The following is a 16,500-nucleotide window of genomic DNA, read 5'->3' as shown; positions in this document are numbered from 1 at the left end:
GACGTGATTACTGTTCAGCGGGTGGCCAAGGCTGTCGGCAAGCATCTGACCCGAACCGCGCTGAAACTGCGCAAGGCGCTGGGCGCGCGGGCCAACCGCGGCTGTCCGGCCTGTGGCGCGACGGTCGTCGGTTTCTTTCGCTATGGCGACAATGGCGAATGGGGGTGCCCGGAATGCGGCGCATCGCCGCGTGAGCGGCTGATGAACTGGCTGATGGCCCAGGGGACGCTGACGGTGCCGACCGACGGCGCGATCCTGCACATGGCGCCCAATGAAGCCAGCCTTGTCCGCCGCTTTGCCGCCGCTGCCGACTATATCCCCGCTGATCTGGACCCGTCGCGCTACACCGTGCCGAACATGCACCGCGTCGACCTGATGGAACTTGCCGATACCGATCGCTACGACCTGTTCTACGCCAGCCATGTGATGGAGCATGTGCCTGACGACATGGCCGTGCTGCGTAACATTTTGCGCGCGCTGAAACCCGGCGGTGAAGCCTGGCTGATCGTGCCTTTGTGGGAAAAGCCGACCGAGGATGGCAGCTTCGCCATGCCCCCGCGCGAGCGGGAGCGCCGCTTTGGCCAGTGGGACCATGTCCGCCAATATGGGCCGGATTTTGCCGATCGCATCCGCGCGGCGGGTTTCGATCTGGAGGAAATCGACGCCGCCAGCATCGACGTCGCGACCCGCCATTTCTATGCGCTGGACGACCGGCTGTTTCGCGCCCGCAAACCCGGCGGGGCCGCCGCGCGGTGAGCAGCCTCGCGCGGATGGAGGCGTCCGCCCGTATCCTTGCGCTGGTGAAGCTTGCCAATGTCGGCCTGATCCTCATCTGGGGTTTCGCCGTCACCTTCGTGTTCGTGCGCGCCCTGCCGCTGGCCGAATTCCAGTCCTTCCTGCTGCTCGTCGCCTTCGGCAATTTCACCATTTCGGCCGAATTCGGGCTGACCAGCATCATCTATGCCCGACTGCGACGGCACTGGCTGGGCGGCAGTGAAGGCGACATAGGCGCGTTCCGCCTGGAGGAAATGGGGGTGCTGTTCCTGTTCCTTGGCCTGATCGTCGCGGGCGGTACGATCATCCTGCTCGTCGCGCTGGCGGCGGGATGGATCGGCACGGCCATGCCCTTGCTGTTCATCCTCTTTTTCCTGTCCGCCTGCCTCAACCTGCCGGGCTTGCTGGCCAAGCGGGCGCTGGCGGCGGTGGACGGCAATTTCCTGTGGGAAGCGCTCGATTGCGGGCGGCGGGTCGTCACCATCGCGCTGCTGCTGTCGATCCTGGCCGGGCTGGACCCGCGCCTGTCGCTTGCCCTGCAACTCCTGGTCAGCCTCCTCGTCATCGGCTGGGCCATCGCCCATGTTCACCATCGCCTTGGCATGCGGCCGCGCCACTGGATCGCCTTCCGCGTGGGCGGCGGCCATGTCCGCACCCATTATTTGCGCGACATAGGGGCGTCGGCGGCTTTCACCGTTTCCGACATCATCGCCTATAACGCCCCCTATTTCACGATTGCGCTGGCGACCGGCGATGCCCGGCCGATGCTGCTGTTCGATTTCTTCTTCAAGATGTCGAGGTCACTGTCGATGTTGGTCCGCGCGCTGGTGGAAGCCGCGCTTCCCCGCATCACCCGTGCCTATCATGCGGGCGACAAGGTACGGCTGCGCCAATTGCTTGGCCGGGCGCTGGGGGCGGCGATGGCCTTCGCCCTGGCGCTGTCAGCCCTGCTGCTGGGCGCTGGCGACCGGCTGTTCGCCATATTGTTCGACGGTCGCGCCAGTATCGATCGCGCCGATCTCATCCTGATCGTCGTCGCGCTCCTTGCTCTCGCGCTGCTGTGCGTGTCGGTCTATGTGCAGGCGGCGCTGGGTCGTTTTTCGCATCTGCTCGCCCGTTCGCTTCCCTTCCTCGCCGGGTCGCTGCTCAGCGTCCCGCTCGCCCGCCTGCTCTGGCCGGAGCGTTTCGATCTTGCCTTCCTTGGTCTCTATGCGCTGACGCTGCTGCTGGCCGCGGCCCTGCATGCTGTCTCGCTGCGCCGGTTGGTGCGGCGATGAAGGTCGCGATGCTTGATCCCTCGCTCTTTACCGGGCGCTATGACGACAGCCTCTGCGCGGCGCTGGCCGGGGCGGGGGCGGACGTGACCCTGCTTGCCCGCCCGATGCGCGCGACTGACGCGATCAACCCGCAGGGCTATCGCTATGTCCCGCGTTTCTTCCGCCATAGTGAGGCGCTGCGCAAGCGGATCGGCGAAGGCCGCCCCTTCCGCGTCGCTAAGGCGATGGAATATGCACTGTCCTGCGCGCTCGGCGACATCGGGCCGCTTGCCCGTGCCGATGTCGTCCATGTCCAGTGGCTGCCGCTGGCGCCTGCCGACCGGCTGATGCTGCGCCGGTTGAAGGGCCGCACCGCGTTGGTCCACACCGTCCACAATGCCGACGCCTATCATGCCGATGCCGGGGTGCAGGGCAGGGGCTATCGGGCGTTGCTCGATCAGTTCGACGCGCTGGTCGTCCATGGCGACACCACGCGCGCCGCGCTGGTGGGGCAGGGGATCGATCCCGCCCATATCCATGTGACGCCGCACCCGCCGATGCAATTGATGACGGCCACTGCCGCAGACCTTGCCTCCGTTCCCGATCCAGCCGCGCCGCGCATCCTCTTCTTCGGCACGATCCGTCCCTATAAGGGCGTCGATCTGCTGATCGATGCCTGCCTTCAGCAATGGCAGGCGGGCCACGCCTTTGAACTGGTGCTGGCGGGCAAACCCTTCATGGATGTCGCGCCCCTGCTCCAGAAGGTCCGCGCCGCTGGCTTTGCCGATCGTCTGCTGACCGATTTCGGCTTCCTGACCGAAGGCCGTCTCGACGCGCATATGGTCAAGTCCGATGTCATCGCCTTCCCCTATCGCCATATCGATTCCAGCGGCGCGTTCCTGTCCGCGCTGCACCATGGCAAGGCGATGGTGACGTCGGACGCAGGCATGTTCGGCCAATTGCCCGAAGGCGTAGCGACCCGCTTTCCGGCGGGAAATGCATCGGCGCTCGCCCAAGCCCTCTTGCCGCTGGTACAAAGCGCCGCCATCAGGCAAAAACAGGGCGGCCAGGCGCGCGCCTATGGGACGATAATGGGGGATTGGAAGGACATGGCGGTGGCGACGATCGGCATCTACAACGCAGTGCTGGCCGCGCGCGCATGAACCGTTATGTTCGTGAGGCCGCCGATCGCCTGCTTGCGCTGCGCCTGGCGCTGGCCGGACGCGTGCATCAATATCCCGAAATTCAGGCGTTGAAGCGCTTTCTGTCGGGGTTCAAGGTCGACTGCCTGTTCGACGTCGGTGCCAATCGCGGCCAATATGCGACGATGGCGCGCAAGGATGCGGGCTATCGCGGCCTGATCCTTTCCTTCGAGCCGAACCCGGCCGTGTTCGCCGAACTGCAAAGGCGCGCGGCTTCGGACCGCCACTGGCATGTGTTCAACATGGCGCTGTCGGATTTTGACGGCACCGCCGATTTCAACATCATGGCCGCAGATCAATTTTCCTCGCTCAAGGCGCCGTCCAGCGCACAGGACGATATTTTCGCCCTCCGCAACAAGGTGACGCAGACGGTCGCGACGCCCTGTCGCCGCCTCGATACGCTGCTGCCGGAAATGCAGGCGCAGCATGGTTTTTCCCGACCGTTCCTGAAAATGGATACGCAGGGCCATGACCTGTCGGTCTGCGAAGGGGCGGGCGCGGCACTCGCGCAGATGACGGGCGTACAGACCGAACTGGGGGTGCGACCCATTTACGAAGGCGGTACCGGCTATCGCGCGATGATCGAGTGGCTGGACGCGCGCGCCTTCATCCCTTCGGCCTTCTTCGCCAATAATAAGGGGCATTTCCCGCTACTCGTCGAAATGGACGGCATTTTCGTCAACCGGGCGCTGGTTCAGGATTGATCATGGAGTCGCCCTCGTCCTTTTTCAGCGCGCGCCGCCTGTTCCTGGCGGGGGCGATCGGCCTGACATTGTGGCTGGGCGCGACGTTCCTGTGGCACGTCACCTATCGTCAGGGGATCAGCCTGGCAGTCATCCTGTTTCTGGATCAGGATTTTCCCGCCCTGATCATGCCCTTGCTGCTGCTGGCGCTCGCCGCACCTTTTGCCGAAGGGCGCGGGATCATCCTGCCGCGACCCACCGCGCGGATCGTCGTGCCGCTGATCGTGCTGATGGGACTGGCGGCCTGGGCGGGCCATTACGCCCTGTTTCAGGATTACGCCATTTCCCGCGATGAGGAGGTCGCCCGTTTCGCCGCCGCCTATATGCGTGAGGGGCTTTTCGCCCGGCCGATCCCGATCGAATGGGAACCCTATCGCCGCGCGATCATGCCGGAATTCTTTTCCCCCTTCGGCGCGGCGGATTATTGGACGGCGGCCTATCTGCCGGTGAACAGCGCGATCCAGGCGCTATTCTGGCAATTGGGCGATCCCAACATGGCGGGCCCGGTATTGCTGATCACCGGCCTGTTCGCCCTCTGGCGCGTCGCGCTGCACCTGATGCCCGATCGGCCCGATGCGGTGTGGGTGACCGTCCTGCTGGGTTGTTCGTCCAGCCAGTTGTGGATCACGGCGATGACGCCTTATGCCATGACCGGGCATTTCGCGCTCAACATGGTGTGGCTGGCGCTGGTGCTGCGGGGCGGGGTGCTCGGCCATGTCAGCGCGGGTGTCGTAGCGCTGGTCGCCGCCGGGCTGCACCAGTGGCATTTCCCGCCCATCTTCATCGCGCCGTTCATCCTGTGGATGCTGCTTGCTCGTCGCTGGACGGTGGCGGCCTTCCATGCGCTGACCCTTGTGGCGATCGTCATCGTCTGGGCCAAGATCTGGCCGGCCTTCCTGCTCGATATGCTCGGCGCGCCAGCGGACGTCCGTCCCGCCGCCGGCGTTGCGGACAAGGTTGGCAGCCTGTTCCAGCGGCTGGGCGACCGCTGGCAGCCGCTGGTCAATCTCAGCCGCTTCGTCGCCTGGAATAATATATTGATGGTGCCGCTGGCCGCGCTCGGCATCGCCGCAATGCGGTGGAAGCGGGCAATCAGGGGGCAGGAAATTGCGTTGCCGCTGGCGCTTGGCTGTCTGGCCGGATGCGCGCTGGCGCTGGCTCAGGGCTATGGCTGGGGCTTTCGCTATGCCCATGGCTATATCGGCCCCTTCTGCCTGCTGGCCGGGCTTGGCTGGGCGCGTTTCCGGCCGCGCGATGCGCTCAGGCCGCTGATCATCGGCCTGTTCATCACTGGCCTTGCCAGCATCTTTCTGGTCTGGCGCACCCATGCATTCGTCGCGCCCTACGCCGCCAGCCATCGGCTGATCGATTCCAGCCAGGCCGATGTCGTGCTGGTCGATCCGCGGGGCGGCCTTTACGTCACGGATCTGGTGCGCGGCCGCAATGGCGTGCCGGGCAAGCCGATGGTCATGAATCTGGGGATGCTGACGCTCGATCAGGTCGATGAGCTATGCCATAATTATGTTGTCGAACTGTTCGATCGCGCCGAATTCCGGCCCCTGGGCGTGCCGCTGGCGCGGTGGAACCTGGGCCGCATGGACGCCCTGCGCGCGCATATGAAGGAAGAGGGCTGCGACAAGCCGGTTCAGCCGCCGCTGCCTGAAACATTCGAGGATGCGCTCCAAGCGGCCGACAACGCCATGTGAAGCGGGCTATTGCCCCTTCACATAGACCCGCTTGCCGCCAATCCATGTTTCCAGCACTTGCGTCGCGCGAATGTCGGCCGGGCGGGCGGTGGCAATGTCCCGATCAATCAGCAGGAAATCCGCCCGCTGCCCCGGTACCAGACTGCCAAAGCGCTTTTCCGCGAAACCGGCATAGGCGGCCTGACGGGTGAAGCCGTCAAGTGCCGCCTCGAAACTTATCTTTTGCTGCGGCAACCATCCGCCGGCCGGTTCACCCTTGGCATCCTCGCGGCTCATCGCGACGGCGATGCCGACGAAGGGATTGGGGCTTTCAACCGGCACGTCGGAGCCAAAGGCCAGCGGCACCCGGTTATCCAGCATCGCCTTCCACGCATAGGCACCCGCCAGTCGCGCCTCGCCCAGCCGCGCGGTCGCCATGCGCCAGTCGGACGCTTCATGCACGGGTTGCATCGATGCGATGATGCCGAACTGCGCGAAGCGCGGCAGGTCGGAAGGGCTGACAATCTGCGCATGTTCGATCCGCCAGCGCCGGTCGCCCTTATAGGTTTCCGACAATTCCTGAATCGCGTCCAATATCTCGCTGTTCGCCGCATCGCCGATGGCATGGGTGGCGATCTGGAAATTGTCCATCGCCGCGCGGCTCATGATGTTGCGCAGTTGCGTGTCGGGGATCATCGGCAGACCGCGTTGCCCCGGCGCGTCCGCATAGTCCGCCTTCAGCCACGCGCCGCGCGATCCCAGCGCTCCGTCCAGCACCAGCTTGATCCCGCCCAGCCGCAGCCGGTCGTCATACAGCCATGGTGTCGGTTCCGGCCCGGCGATCAGGGTCATATTGCCGATGCCCGCCGCATAGGCCATGATCCGCACCCGCAATGCGCCCCGGTCGGCGGATCGGCGGAATGCCTGCCAATCCTCTATGCTCGTCCCCATGTCGGCAATGCCGGTGATCCCGGTCGCCAGCAACGCGCGTTGCGCCTTTTCAAAGGCGATGTCGCGGTCCTTGGGCGCAGGGGCGGGGACGACCTTTGCGATCAGGTCCATCGCCTTGTCCACGAACACGCCAGCAGGCTTGCCCGCCGCCATTTCTATCCGGCCCCCGACAGGCGCCTTGGTCGCCGCCGTTACGCCCGCCGCGCGGATCGCGGCGCTGTTGGCCCAGCCTGCATGGCCATCCACCCGCTCCAGCCATACCGGAATATCGCTGACCGCCGCGTCCAGGTCCGCCGCCGTCGGGAATCGGCCCAGTCCCCATTGTTCCTGATTCCAGCCCGTGCCGATGATCCATTTGCGGCCAGCGCCATCCTGCGCATAGGCTCTGATCTTGGCCTGCGCCTCCGCCAAAGACTTGGTATCTGACAGGTCCAGCGTGATGAGCGACAGGCCCAGCCCCATGACATGACCGTGCGCGTCGATCAGGCCGGGGATCAGCGTCTTGCCCCCCGCATCCATTCGGAAGGACAGCCCCTTGGGCCGTTCGGGCCAGGGTTGACCCTTTTTGGGCTTTTTGGGCTTATATTCCGGCTCCTGATAGCGATCAGGCAGCAATTTTTCGACCTTGCCGTCATCGTCGATCAGCAGCGCGCGAAAATGCACGATCTTGCCATTGGGATCGACCGCCATGCCGTTGACGTTATCGATGACCCCGGACGCGAAGGCGGGAAGGGCGGAGGCCGCCAGAGCCGCGATCGTCAAGCAACCTGCGCGGGCCAATGCAGCAGCGCGAACCATAGGAATGTCAGCCTTCACGCCCGCGTGATCCTTCGCACCAGCGCGCTCGTGTCCTGCCGGCTGCCGCCCAGCGCCTGCACGTCTGCGTAAAATTGATCGACCATCGCCGTCACCGGCAGGGTGGCGCCGTTCGCCCGCGCCTCTTCCAGTGCCAGCCCCAGATCCTTGCGCATCCAATCGACTGCGAAGCCGAAATCGAAACTGTCCTGCGCCATCGTTTTCCAGCGATTGTCCATTTGCCAGCTCTGCGCCGCACCGCCGGAGATCGCTTCGAACACCGCGTCCAGATCCAGTTCCGCCGCCTGCGCAAAGCGCAGCGCTTCGGCCAGCCCTTGCAACACGCCGCCGATGCAGATCTGGTTCACCATCTTGGTCGTCTGGCCAGCGCCCGCGCCGCCGACATGGACGATCCGCGCGGCATAGGCGTTCATCACGATCTTCGCGGCGGTGACCGCCGGTTCGCTGCCGCCGCACATGATCGACAGTCGGCCATTTTCCGCGCCTGCCTGACCGCCCGATACCGGCGCGTCGACGCTGTGGATGCCCCGGCTTTCGCCTTCGACGAACAATTGCCGCGCGATTCGGGCCGATACCGTCGTATGGTCGATGAACAGCCCGCCCGGCTTCATCGTGCGAAATGCGCCTTCGCGCCCCAGCGTCACTTGGGCCAGATCGTCGTCATTACCCACGCAACTGATGACGATGTCCGCTTCCTCGGCCGCCTTGGCCGGGCTGATCGCCACCGTGCCGCCATAGGCTTCCGCCCAGCTTTTCGCCTTGCCGATGGAACGGTTATAGACGGTGAGGTTATGCCCCGCCTTTGCTAGATGGCCTGCGATCGGGCCGCCCATGACGCCCAGGCCGATAAACGCGATATTAGCCATATGCCCCGTATATTTAGTGCGCCAGACCAAGCCATAGGGCCAGTTTTCCGACAGTGCCAGTTTCTTCACGCGCAATTTTCCGCTAGGGGGCGGGCCATGAACAGCTTAGCGAAGATAGAGAGCGCCTTGCCGCTGCCGATCACCGTCGATGACATTCTTGCCGCGCGGACCCGGATTGCCGGTTCGATCGTCAAGACGCCGACGCTGATCAGCCAGACTCTGTCGACGATGCTGGGCTGCAAGGTCTATCTGAAGTTTGAAAATCTTCAATTCACCGCAGCCTATAAGGAACGCGGCGCCCTCAACCGCCTGTTGCAGCTGGACGACGCGGCCAAGGCCAAGGGTGTCATAGCCGCGTCGGCGGGCAATCATGCGCAGGGGCTGGCCTATCATGGCAAGCGGCTGGGCGTGCCTGTCACCATCGTCATGCCCACGACGACGCCTACGGTGAAGGTCACCCAGACCCAGGGTCATGGCGCGACCGTGGTGCAATATGGCGAAAAGTTCGATGACGCCTATGCCCATGCGCGGCTGCTGGAGGTGGAGCAGGGGTTGACCTTCATCCATCCCTTTGACGAGCCGGACATTATGGCGGGGCAGGGGACGGTCGCGCTCGAAATGCTGGAGGATGCGCCGGAGATCGATACGCTGATCATCCCGATCGGCGGCGGCGGGCTGTTTTCCGGCATGGCGACGGCCGCACGGGCGATGAAGCCGGATATAAGGCTGGTCGGCGTGCAGGCCGAACTTTATCCGTCCATGTATGATTTCATCAAGGGCGCGGACCTTGCCTGTGACGGCGACACGCTGGCGGAGGGCATTGCTGTCAAGCAGCCGGGCGAATTGACGCGCCGCTTTGTCGAACGGTTGGCGGACGATGTGCTGCTGGTTGACGAACGGCGGCTGGAGGAGGCGCTGAGCCTCTTGCTCCAGATTGAAAAGACCGTGGTGGAAGGGGCAGGGGCGGCGGGTCTTGCCGCGCTGCTGACCTATCGCGACCAATTTGTCGGCCGCAATGTCGGGCTGATCCTGACCGGCGGCAATATCGATACCCGACTGCTGGCCAATGTTCTGCTGCGCGATCTGGCCCGGTCGGGCCGTCTGGCGCGGTTGCGTATCATCCTGCAGGACCGGCCGGGCGCGCTATTCCATGTGGCCAAGATTTTCGATCAGGAAGCGGTCAACATATTGGAACTGGCGCATCAGCGTATTTTCACGAACCTGCCGGCCAAGGGGCTTAGCCTGGACGTGGAATGCGAGACGCGCGATCGCGCCCATCTCCAGCGGCTCATCGCGGCACTGGGCGAGGCGGGTTACGAGGTTGCGCCGATCGAGGTTGCGTGACGCGCGAACGATCTCTTAACATTTCGTGGTAAACGCTCTTTTCATAGGCGCGTCGCAACGGCATAGTCGCGGCATGATCCACCCGCGCCGCCGCCACGAAGGGGATATTGGAGCGTGACTGCACCTTTTCGTTTTCCCCGCTTTTTCGTGACCAATCCGTCGCCCTGCCCCTATCTGCCGGGGCGCAGCGAACGGAAGGTGTTTACCGAACTGAACGGGGACAACGCCGCCGAACTCAACGATGCATTGGGCCGCATCGGCTTTCGCCGCAGCCAGAATGTCGCCTATCGCCCCAGTTGCGCTGATTGTTCGGCCTGTGTTTCGGTGCGTGTCGTCACGGACGAATTTCGCCCCAACGCGACCCAGCGCAAGCTGATCCGCCGCAACAGCGACCTGACGGTCACCGCCTGCAAGCCATGGTCGACCGAAGAACAATATGCGCTGCTCCAGCGCTATCTGTCGGCGCGTCATCCCGGCGGCGGCATGACCGAGATGGACGAGATGGATTTTGCCGACATGGTCGAACAGACCCCGGTCGACAGCCATGTCGTTGAATATCGCGAACCCGGCGTCGACGGGCGCGTCGGCAAGCTGGTCGGCGCTTGCCTGACGGACCGGCAGGGCGATGGGCTGTCGATGATCTACAGCTTCTTCGACACAGAGTTGGACAATCGTCCGGGGCTGGGCAATTTCATCATCATGGACCATATCCTGCGCGCTGCGGCGGCGGGCCTGCCCTATGTCTATCTGGGTTACTGGGTCGATGGTTCGGCGCGGATGCAATATAAGGTCCGCTATCGACCGCTCGAAAAGCTGAGCCGGGCCGGTTGGGTCCGGTTCGATCCTGATGAGCAGGATCAGGCTATTCGTCACGTTGCGCAGCGTGACGAGCCTCCGCTGCCAATCGAACTGGCGAGCATGTTTCGCAAATAGTGGCCCTATTCCATAGATTTGCTGTTATTTTCGCGCGCGCGGCAAGTAAATCCGACCAGAATGACAGAGTGTGAGGAGGTTGTTTAACTTTCTCGGCTAGTCCTGCCATGATGAACGCAATGATGGCGACATGGGCGGAGGCTGGCGATGGATCGCTTTGCTGAACGCCGATTCGATGATTTCCGGCGAGCGCTGGATGACGGTCAGCGGATCGACATTTCATTACATGATCGAAATGAAATACTGTTTTCGCCGGTCTTTGATCATTTGTCGCCTTCCTTGTCGCGTTGGATCGCCGATGCACGGGGCCGGATATTGGCGACTGACCAGGATGCTGGTTTGGCCGGCAAGACATGGCGCGCATTGCTGGACCGCGCGGACCGTCGCGTCCTGCTGAAGGCCGCGATCGCGGAGGAACAGCCGCAGCCCCTGACCGTGCGATTGCCGGGCACGGACGGTCAGCGGCGTTGGTGTCTTGTTCGAATGCGGCGGATGACCAGCGCGGATGGCCTGGTCCGCTATTATGGCACGTTGGAAGATGTGCACGATCGCCACGATAGCCAGGCTCGCGCGCTGGAAAGGGCGTTGGCCGAAAGCCGGGAGCATTATCGCTGGTCAGTCGAACTGAGCCCGCAGGTACCGTGGACCGCTGCCCCCGATGGCGCGATTGAGGAAGTTGGGCCGCGCTGGCTGAACCTGACCGGCATGGTCGCGAAGAAAGCGCTGGGAACCGGCTGGCTCGTCGCGCTCCACCCGGACGATCTGCCCAGGACTATCACCATTTGGACCAAGCATCTGGCATCCGGTGCGCCGATCGACATCGATTATCGTATCCGGCTGCGCGATGGCGGCTATCGCTGGATGCGTGCCCGCGCGGCGGCGCGCCGCGACGAGCAGGGGCAGATTGTCCGCTGGTATGGCACGCTGGAGGATGTGCACGCGCAGAAGCTTGCCCTACGCGCGCTGGCGGACAGCGAGGAACGTTCGCGTCTGGCGGTGCAGGCGGCACGGCTGGGCATTTGGGATTTCGACGTCGCGACTGGCGAACGCCGCTGGTCGGCCGAATTTCGCGCGATGCTGGGTCTGAGCGACGATCAACCTGCGACCAGCGAGCTGGCGCTGTCGATCGTCCATCCTGACGATCGTGAGACCCTGCGGGTCATGCTGGACGCCGTCGCTTCCGGCGCCGTTCCGCCCCATTTCGAGGCGACATTGCGGGTCCACCGCGCCAGCGATGGCGCCTTGCGCTGGATCAGGAGCAGCGGCTGGACCACACGATCTGAATCCGGACGGGCGCAGCGCGTCATCGTGACATTTCTGGACGTGACCGATCAGCGTGATGCCGAGGACCGCATCCGCTGGGCTGCAACGCATGATCCCATGACCCGCTTGCCAAACCGCGCCTTATGGCAGGCGACGCTCGACGATATGGCCGAACGACAGGGGCAAACCGGCAAACGCTTTGGCCTGCTTCTGCTCGATATTGACGATCTTAAACGCACGAACGATTCGCTGGGCCATGACGCGGGCGATGCCTTGCTATGCGCCTTTGCCGGCCGCCTTGCGGCGATTGCCCCGCCGGACGCGCTGTTGGGAAGGCTGGGGGGTGACGAATTCGGCCTGATCGCGCCATCATTGACCGATGGCGCGGCACTGGAGGCGTGGAGCGCGAAGCTGATCGAAAGCCTGCGCACGCCCCATGTCCATAATGGCCGTTCGATCGATTGCGGGGTCAGCATCGGCGGCGCGGTGTTTGGCGATCATGGCGATCGGGCGGAAGATCTGCTTAAAGCAGCGGACCTGGCGCTCTATGCGTCGAAAGCCGCCGGCCGTGGCCGCCTGACCCTGTTCCATTCCGATCTGCGCGCGCAGGCACAGCAGCGCAGTTCAATGATCGGCATGGCCCGGAGCATCATCGCCGATCGGCTGGTGACACCCTATTACCAACCCAAGGTTGATCTGCGCAATGGCCAGATATTGGGTTATGAAGCGCTGTTGCGCTGGCATCATCCGCGTTTGGGCCTGCAATTGCCCGGCAGCATAGCGGCTGGTTTTGAACATGCCGAAATTGCCGTGGCGTTGACCGAACAGATGCTCGACAATGTCTTGCGCGATGTGCGCGGATGGTTGCAGGCCGGTCATGATCCCGGTCGCGTCGCGATCAATGCGTCCGCCGCCGATTTTGCGCGGGGGGACTTTGCGGATCGGGTGCTGGAACAACTTGCGCTGTTCGCCGTGCCGCCGGAACATCTGGAAATAGAGGTGACCGAGACTGTTTTCCTGGGCCGCGGCGCCGGGCAGGTGGAGCGGGCATTGCAGCATTTTTCAGAGGCGGGGGTGCGCGTCGCGCTGGACGATTTCGGCACCGGCTTTGCCTCGCTCAGCCACCTCAAACAATATCCGGTCGATATATTGAAGATCGATCGCAGCTTTGTCTCGAACATCGAAGAGGATGCCGGTGACGCGGCCATTGTCGACGCCATCGTCAAGCTGGGCGGCAGTTTCGGCATGGATGTCGTCGCCGAAGGGGTGGAGAGCGCAGCGCAGGCCGACCGGCTTCTGGCCCATGGCTGTATCATCGGCCAAGGCTTTCATCTGGGCCGTCCGCAGCCCTGTGCCGCCATCACGCCACCTCTGGCAAAATGACAGGGCCGCGCCCGTTACAAGGCGCGACCCCGATGTGCTGCCCCCAAATGCCTATTTGCAGCGACACGCCCGGCGCGCTGGCTTGCGCTGCCCCACGCGCTGGGTGACATAGGTGGTCGTCGTTGTCGTCGTCACCTCCGGCTCGATCGTCACCGTGGTCACGATCGGTGCGGGGTAATAATAGCCCCCCGATATATAGCCGCCACCGCCCTGGGTCGTGACCTGCACCGGACCCTGCGACCAATGTGGCTGGCCCATATAGGCTGGCGGATCATAATCGACGCCCGCCCCGCGCACTTCGCCCTCGAAACGGCCTTCATATGTACCGCTGGTCCGCTTGCCATCGGCAGTCGTCCAGGTGCCGGTCCAGCGCCCTTCATAGTCGTTCTGCGTGGTCACGCTGTCGTCGGCATAGCCATAGCCATAATCATAGCCAGCGCCCGGACGACGCGGCGGCAGCGCAGCGCCGCGTCGGGGCGCATCCTCCGCCTTGTCGATCATTGCGCCAGCCACTGCGCCGACGCCAGCGCCGATCAGCGCGCCAGCGGTGCGGTTGCCGCGTCCGGCGATGCGGTTGCCCGCCACGCCGCCGACTACTGCGCCGATCGCTGCGCCGCCAAGGCCATTGTCGGGACGACGATACCCATCGCGATCGTCATAATAGCTATCGTCGCCATAGCCGCCCTCATAACGGTCCCACGCGATGTTGCTGCGGCTGTCATAAACCCGGCCATAGCGGTCGGTCATCACCGCATCGTCATAATAGCGCGACCAGCCATATCCGGCCGCCGGGGCGGGCAGGCCATAGGCGCCATAATTGCCGATATAATAAGCCGGGCTGATCCAGTAGCGCGGCAGGACATAGCCATAGACCGGGCGCTGATAGCCATTCCAGCCACCCGGCGCGCGCCAGCCCGCATACCAGCGACCGTTCTGACGCGGACCCCAGCGATGCCCGCCATTCCAGGTCATGCCGGGTCGGGGCGCGTGGGTCATCGGTCGGCCGCCACCCTTCCATCCGCCGCCAGACCAGCCGCCTTTGGCACCATGGCTCATGCCGGGGCCGTTGCCTGCCAGTGCCGGGCTAGCCGCGCCCGCCAGCGCGATGCTCGCCCCCAGAAGTAGAAGGCCGGATGTCCGCATGGTTAACGCTCCCTGTTTTCCCACAGCGGAAAGGCGCCGCGCGGGTCAAATTGCTAACGCTCTGTTTAGCATGGTGATCGGGGGCTATCCATGAGCGCGAGGGTTAAATCCTGTCCCGAAACGGGGCGAAACAGGCGACCGTGGCGGGAAAGAGGGTTAACGCCTTCAGCAGATCCGGGCGGCAATCCGAGCGACCAGAGCTTGCAACCCGTGCGCGTCGTCCGAGTCGAAGCGCGCGGGACGCGGGCTGTCGAGATCCAGCACACCGATCACCGCGCCATTGGTGAGGATCGGCACAACGATTTCCGAGGCGCTGGCAGCGTCGCAGGCGATGTGGCCGGGAAAGGCGTGGACGTCCGCCACAAGTTGCGTCTCGCCCGTCGCCGCCGCGGTGCCGCATACCCCGCGACCCAGCGGGATACGGATGCAGGCAGGCTTGCCCTGAAACGGCCCCAGCACCAGCTCGCCCTCCACCATGCGATAGAATCCCGCCCAGTTGAGGTCGGGCAAAAATTGCCAAAGCAGCGCGGCGATATTGGCCATGTTGGCGACACGGTCCGCCTCATCGCGCGTCAACGCATCGGCGGCGGAGAGCAGGTCAGCATAGAGCGTCGCCTTGTCGGCGGTATCGGTGGGTGCGAAGTCGAACATGGGGCGGATATAGGCTTGGTGATGGGGCAGGGCCAGAGGCTGAATTTAGACATTGGTAACCTTGTTTTGCTAGCGCGTGCTGAGCCAGCGGAGCAGCAGCATGAATATATTGAAATCCAACCTACCGCCGGAGATCAGTATTTCGCTATTGATGATCACAGTGATGGTCGCTTTTGCTGCAATTTTTCAATTGCCGATAGTGTATCCCACAGGTGAACGTGCTGCATTTGTTGGCATACATTATCTATATCCGCTCATGGGTGTCGGGGTTTGGGGTGCATTTGCTTTTTACGGGCAAAGACGCGCGATAGCGCGAACCTTTCTGATCGCGCTTCCGTGCTATGTTGTTGTTTTGTTTGTTTATTTTAACATAAAGCTATGGATACCGCATATCAATCCATATTTATTCGACGAATTTTATTGGGAAATAGATCAAAAATTTAGGCCATTGGTAGACATATGCATGGTCTTGCGCCGATCGATGGCGGTATTTATTCCCTATGAAGCCAATTTTTATATGATTGGCTATATTGCGATGTTCTATGGAAGCTTTTGCTATCATGCATTTCGCACGCCGGACAAATTTTCGGAATTGGTTATTGCCGCGCTGCTTCTGCAAGGCTTAGGAACATTAGCCTATCTTGTTGCGCCTGCGATCGGTCCATTCATCTATGAAGCCGGGTTGAATCCAATGGTGACGGCGGGCCAGCATAGCATGTTGGACTTCTACAATCAGTCGGTCGCGGAAGGGCCAATTTGGCTGGCGCGCAATGGGGGGAAAGCCTTCACTGTAGGCTTGGCCGCCATGCCATCGCTCCATTCCGCAGCGGCGTTTCTGTTTCTGAGCTTCGCCTGGAAGCACGGACGAATTCTGGTGCCGCTTTATGCCTTCATCACCTTCTTCATTTTCGTGACCGCTGTCGCTACCCGCTGGCATTATCTGATCGACGTGCCAATCGGTGTCTTGATTGCGTGGGTGAGCCTCAAGGGAGCGGAGCGCTTGTCGCGGACCCCCTCTATGGAAACCGCGACACTGTCTCGACCCTTGGCGGAACTACCCGCCTAATCCACCCGCACCTTGCCGCGTCCCTGTTTGATGGTCGCGCGTTTTACCTTGCCCTCTACCCTGCGTTTTTGCGAGGCTTTGGTGGGTTTGGTCGGGCGGCGTTTTTTGGGGACGATGGTGGCTTCGCGGATCAGCGCGATCAGCCGGTCGCGCACATCCTGGCGGTTGAGCAGTTGCGACCGCGCGCCTTCGCTGCGCAGGATCAATATGCCCTCGCGCGTCATGCGTGTTCCTGCAAGGTCCGCCAGACGATTTTTTACAGCGTCTGGCAGGCCGGGCGAATTGGCGACATCGAAGCGCAGCATCACGGCGCTGTCGGTTGTGTTGACGTGCTGGCCGCCCGGACCCGATGCGCGGGTATAGCTTTCGATAATCTCGTCGCTATCGATGGAAATCGAGCGTGTGATGGCGATGGCGACCATGG

Annotated in this window: 14 protein-coding genes; 9 read left to right on the top strand and 5 right to left on the bottom strand. The window is 63.1% G+C overall.

All coding sequences use genetic code 11. The features are described from left to right. Nucleotides 1–3: 3 nt before the first annotated feature. The 5 genes from FE851_RS08660 to FE851_RS08640 are packed head-to-tail and all read left to right on the top strand — an operon-like array spanning nt 4 to nt 5,681. Nucleotides 4–756: a class I SAM-dependent methyltransferase gene (locus FE851_RS08660; RefSeq protein WP_026002287.1), complete on the top strand. Its 753-nt coding sequence runs from the start codon at nt 4–6 to the stop codon at nt 754–756. A gap of 14 nt (nt 757–770) precedes the next feature. Continuing rightward, entirely contained in the window at nt 771–2,051 is a 1,281-nt protein-coding gene (locus FE851_RS08655; RefSeq protein ID WP_145204261.1) for a hypothetical protein, read from the top strand. Continuing rightward, the gene (locus tag FE851_RS08650; protein WP_145201670.1) at nt 2,048–3,193 is read left to right on the top strand and encodes a glycosyltransferase family 4 protein; all 1,146 of its coding nucleotides are present in this window, start codon (nt 2,048–2,050) and stop codon (nt 3,191–3,193) included. The genes FE851_RS08655 and FE851_RS08650 overlap by 4 nt, the downstream gene beginning before the upstream one ends. Then, nucleotides 3,190–3,936 (top strand): FkbM family methyltransferase, encoded by a 747-nt coding sequence (locus FE851_RS08645; protein ID WP_130753240.1) that lies wholly within the window; start codon nt 3,190–3,192, stop codon nt 3,934–3,936. Before FE851_RS08650 ends, FE851_RS08645 begins: the two co-directional genes overlap by 4 nt. A gap of 2 nt (nt 3,937–3,938) precedes the next feature. Further along, nucleotides 3,939–5,681 carry an MFS transporter gene (locus FE851_RS08640; protein ID WP_145201667.1) on the top strand — a complete coding sequence of 581 codons (1,743 nt, stop codon included), beginning with the start codon at nt 3,939–3,941 and terminating at the stop codon, nt 5,679–5,681. Nucleotides 5,682–5,687: 6 nt separating this feature from the next. On the opposite strand, the gene FE851_RS08635 is transcribed toward FE851_RS08640, so the two are convergent. Together FE851_RS08635 and FE851_RS08630 are read right to left on the bottom strand one after the other, a co-directional pair. After that, nucleotides 5,688–7,409 carry an amidohydrolase gene (locus FE851_RS08635; RefSeq protein WP_145204258.1) on the bottom strand — a complete coding sequence of 574 codons (1,722 nt, stop codon included), beginning with the start codon at nt 7,407–7,409 and terminating at the stop codon, nt 5,688–5,690. Between the two features lie 14 nt (nt 7,410–7,423). Next, the gene (locus FE851_RS08630) at nt 7,424–8,293 is read right to left on the bottom strand and encodes an NAD(P)-dependent oxidoreductase (RefSeq protein WP_145204256.1); all 870 of its coding nucleotides are present in this window, start codon (nt 8,291–8,293) and stop codon (nt 7,424–7,426) included. 96 nt (nt 8,294–8,389) lie between these two features. Between FE851_RS08630 and FE851_RS08625 the strand changes: the two genes are divergently transcribed. The 3 genes from FE851_RS08625 to FE851_RS08615 all read left to right on the top strand — a co-directional run bounded on the left by FE851_RS08625 (nt 8,390) and on the right by FE851_RS08615 (nt 13,216). After that, complete coding sequence (locus FE851_RS08625) at nt 8,390–9,637, top strand: threonine ammonia-lyase (RefSeq protein ID WP_017182542.1); 1,248 nt, start codon at nt 8,390–8,392, stop codon at nt 9,635–9,637. 114 nt (nt 9,638–9,751) lie between these two features. After that, nucleotides 9,752–10,570: an arginyltransferase gene (locus FE851_RS08620; RefSeq protein ID WP_026149722.1), complete on the top strand. Its 819-nt coding sequence runs from the start codon at nt 9,752–9,754 to the stop codon at nt 10,568–10,570. A gap of 147 nt (nt 10,571–10,717) precedes the next feature. Next, nucleotides 10,718–13,216 (top strand): EAL domain-containing protein, encoded by a 2,499-nt coding sequence (locus tag FE851_RS08615; RefSeq protein ID WP_145201664.1) that lies wholly within the window; start codon nt 10,718–10,720, stop codon nt 13,214–13,216. Nucleotides 13,217–13,267: 51 nt separating this feature from the next. Here the strand turns inward: FE851_RS08615 and FE851_RS08610 are convergent, their stop codons facing one another. Next, nucleotides 13,268–14,359, bottom strand: coding sequence for an RcnB family protein (locus FE851_RS08610; protein WP_145201661.1), 1,092 nt, complete (start codon nt 14,357–14,359; stop codon nt 13,268–13,270). Nucleotides 14,360–14,524: 165 nt separating this feature from the next. Then, on the bottom strand, nt 14,525–15,010 hold the full coding sequence (locus tag FE851_RS08605) for a GAF domain-containing protein (RefSeq protein ID WP_145201658.1): 486 nt from the start codon (nt 15,008–15,010) through the stop codon (nt 14,525–14,527). 100 nt (nt 15,011–15,110) lie between these two features. Between FE851_RS08605 and FE851_RS26690 the strand changes: the two genes are divergently transcribed. Further along, nucleotides 15,111–16,076, top strand: coding sequence for a phosphatase PAP2 family protein (locus FE851_RS26690; protein WP_261370880.1), 966 nt, complete (start codon nt 15,111–15,113; stop codon nt 16,074–16,076). On the opposite strand, the gene arfB is transcribed toward FE851_RS26690, so the two are convergent. Further along, nucleotides 16,073–16,498 carry an alternative ribosome rescue aminoacyl-tRNA hydrolase ArfB gene (arfB, locus tag FE851_RS08595; protein WP_017182536.1) on the bottom strand — a complete coding sequence of 142 codons (426 nt, stop codon included), beginning with the start codon at nt 16,496–16,498 and terminating at the stop codon, nt 16,073–16,075. The two genes, FE851_RS26690 and arfB, sit on opposite strands and share 4 nt — an antisense overlap. Between the last annotated feature and the right edge of the window lie 2 nt (nt 16,499–16,500).

The sequence above is a fragment of the Sphingobium sp. B2 genome (assembly GCF_007693735.1).
GTDB lineage: Bacteria > Pseudomonadota > Alphaproteobacteria > Sphingomonadales > Sphingomonadaceae > Sphingobium > Sphingobium xenophagum.
Note: the sequence above shows the minus strand (reverse complement) of the source record. Positions and strands in the feature narration are given on the sequence as shown.

Bases quoted from the DNA above. Each gene is read 5' to 3' on its own strand.
- FE851_RS08655 (WP_145204261.1), top strand. From the start codon at position 771: ATGGAGGCGTCCGCCCGTATCCTTGCGCTGGTGAAGCTTGCCAATGTC.
- FE851_RS08650 (WP_145201670.1), top strand. From the start codon at position 2,048: ATGAAGGTCGCGATGCTTGATCCCTCGCTCTTTACCGGGCGCTATGAC.
- FE851_RS08645 (WP_130753240.1), top strand. From the start codon at position 3,190: ATGAACCGTTATGTTCGTGAGGCCGCCGATCGCCTGCTTGCGCTGCGC.
- FE851_RS08640 (WP_145201667.1), top strand. From the start codon at position 3,939: ATGGAGTCGCCCTCGTCCTTTTTCAGCGCGCGCCGCCTGTTCCTGGCG.
- FE851_RS08635 (WP_145204258.1), bottom strand. From the start codon at position 7,409: ATGGTTCGCGCTGCTGCATTGGCCCGCGCAGGTTGCTTGACGATCGCG.
- FE851_RS08630 (WP_145204256.1), bottom strand. From the start codon at position 8,293: ATGGCTAATATCGCGTTTATCGGCCTGGGCGTCATGGGCGGCCCGATC.
- FE851_RS08625 (WP_017182542.1), top strand. From the start codon at position 8,390: ATGAACAGCTTAGCGAAGATAGAGAGCGCCTTGCCGCTGCCGATCACC.
- FE851_RS08615 (WP_145201664.1), top strand. From the start codon at position 10,718: ATGGATCGCTTTGCTGAACGCCGATTCGATGATTTCCGGCGAGCGCTG.
- FE851_RS08610 (WP_145201661.1), bottom strand. From the start codon at position 14,359: ATGCGGACATCCGGCCTTCTACTTCTGGGGGCGAGCATCGCGCTGGCG.
- FE851_RS08605 (WP_145201658.1), bottom strand. From the start codon at position 15,010: ATGTTCGACTTCGCACCCACCGATACCGCCGACAAGGCGACGCTCTAT.
- FE851_RS26690 (WP_261370880.1), top strand. From the start codon at position 15,111: ATGAATATATTGAAATCCAACCTACCGCCGGAGATCAGTATTTCGCTA.
- arfB (WP_017182536.1), bottom strand. From the start codon at position 16,498: ATGGTCGCCATCGCCATCACACGCTCGATTTCCATCGATAGCGACGAG.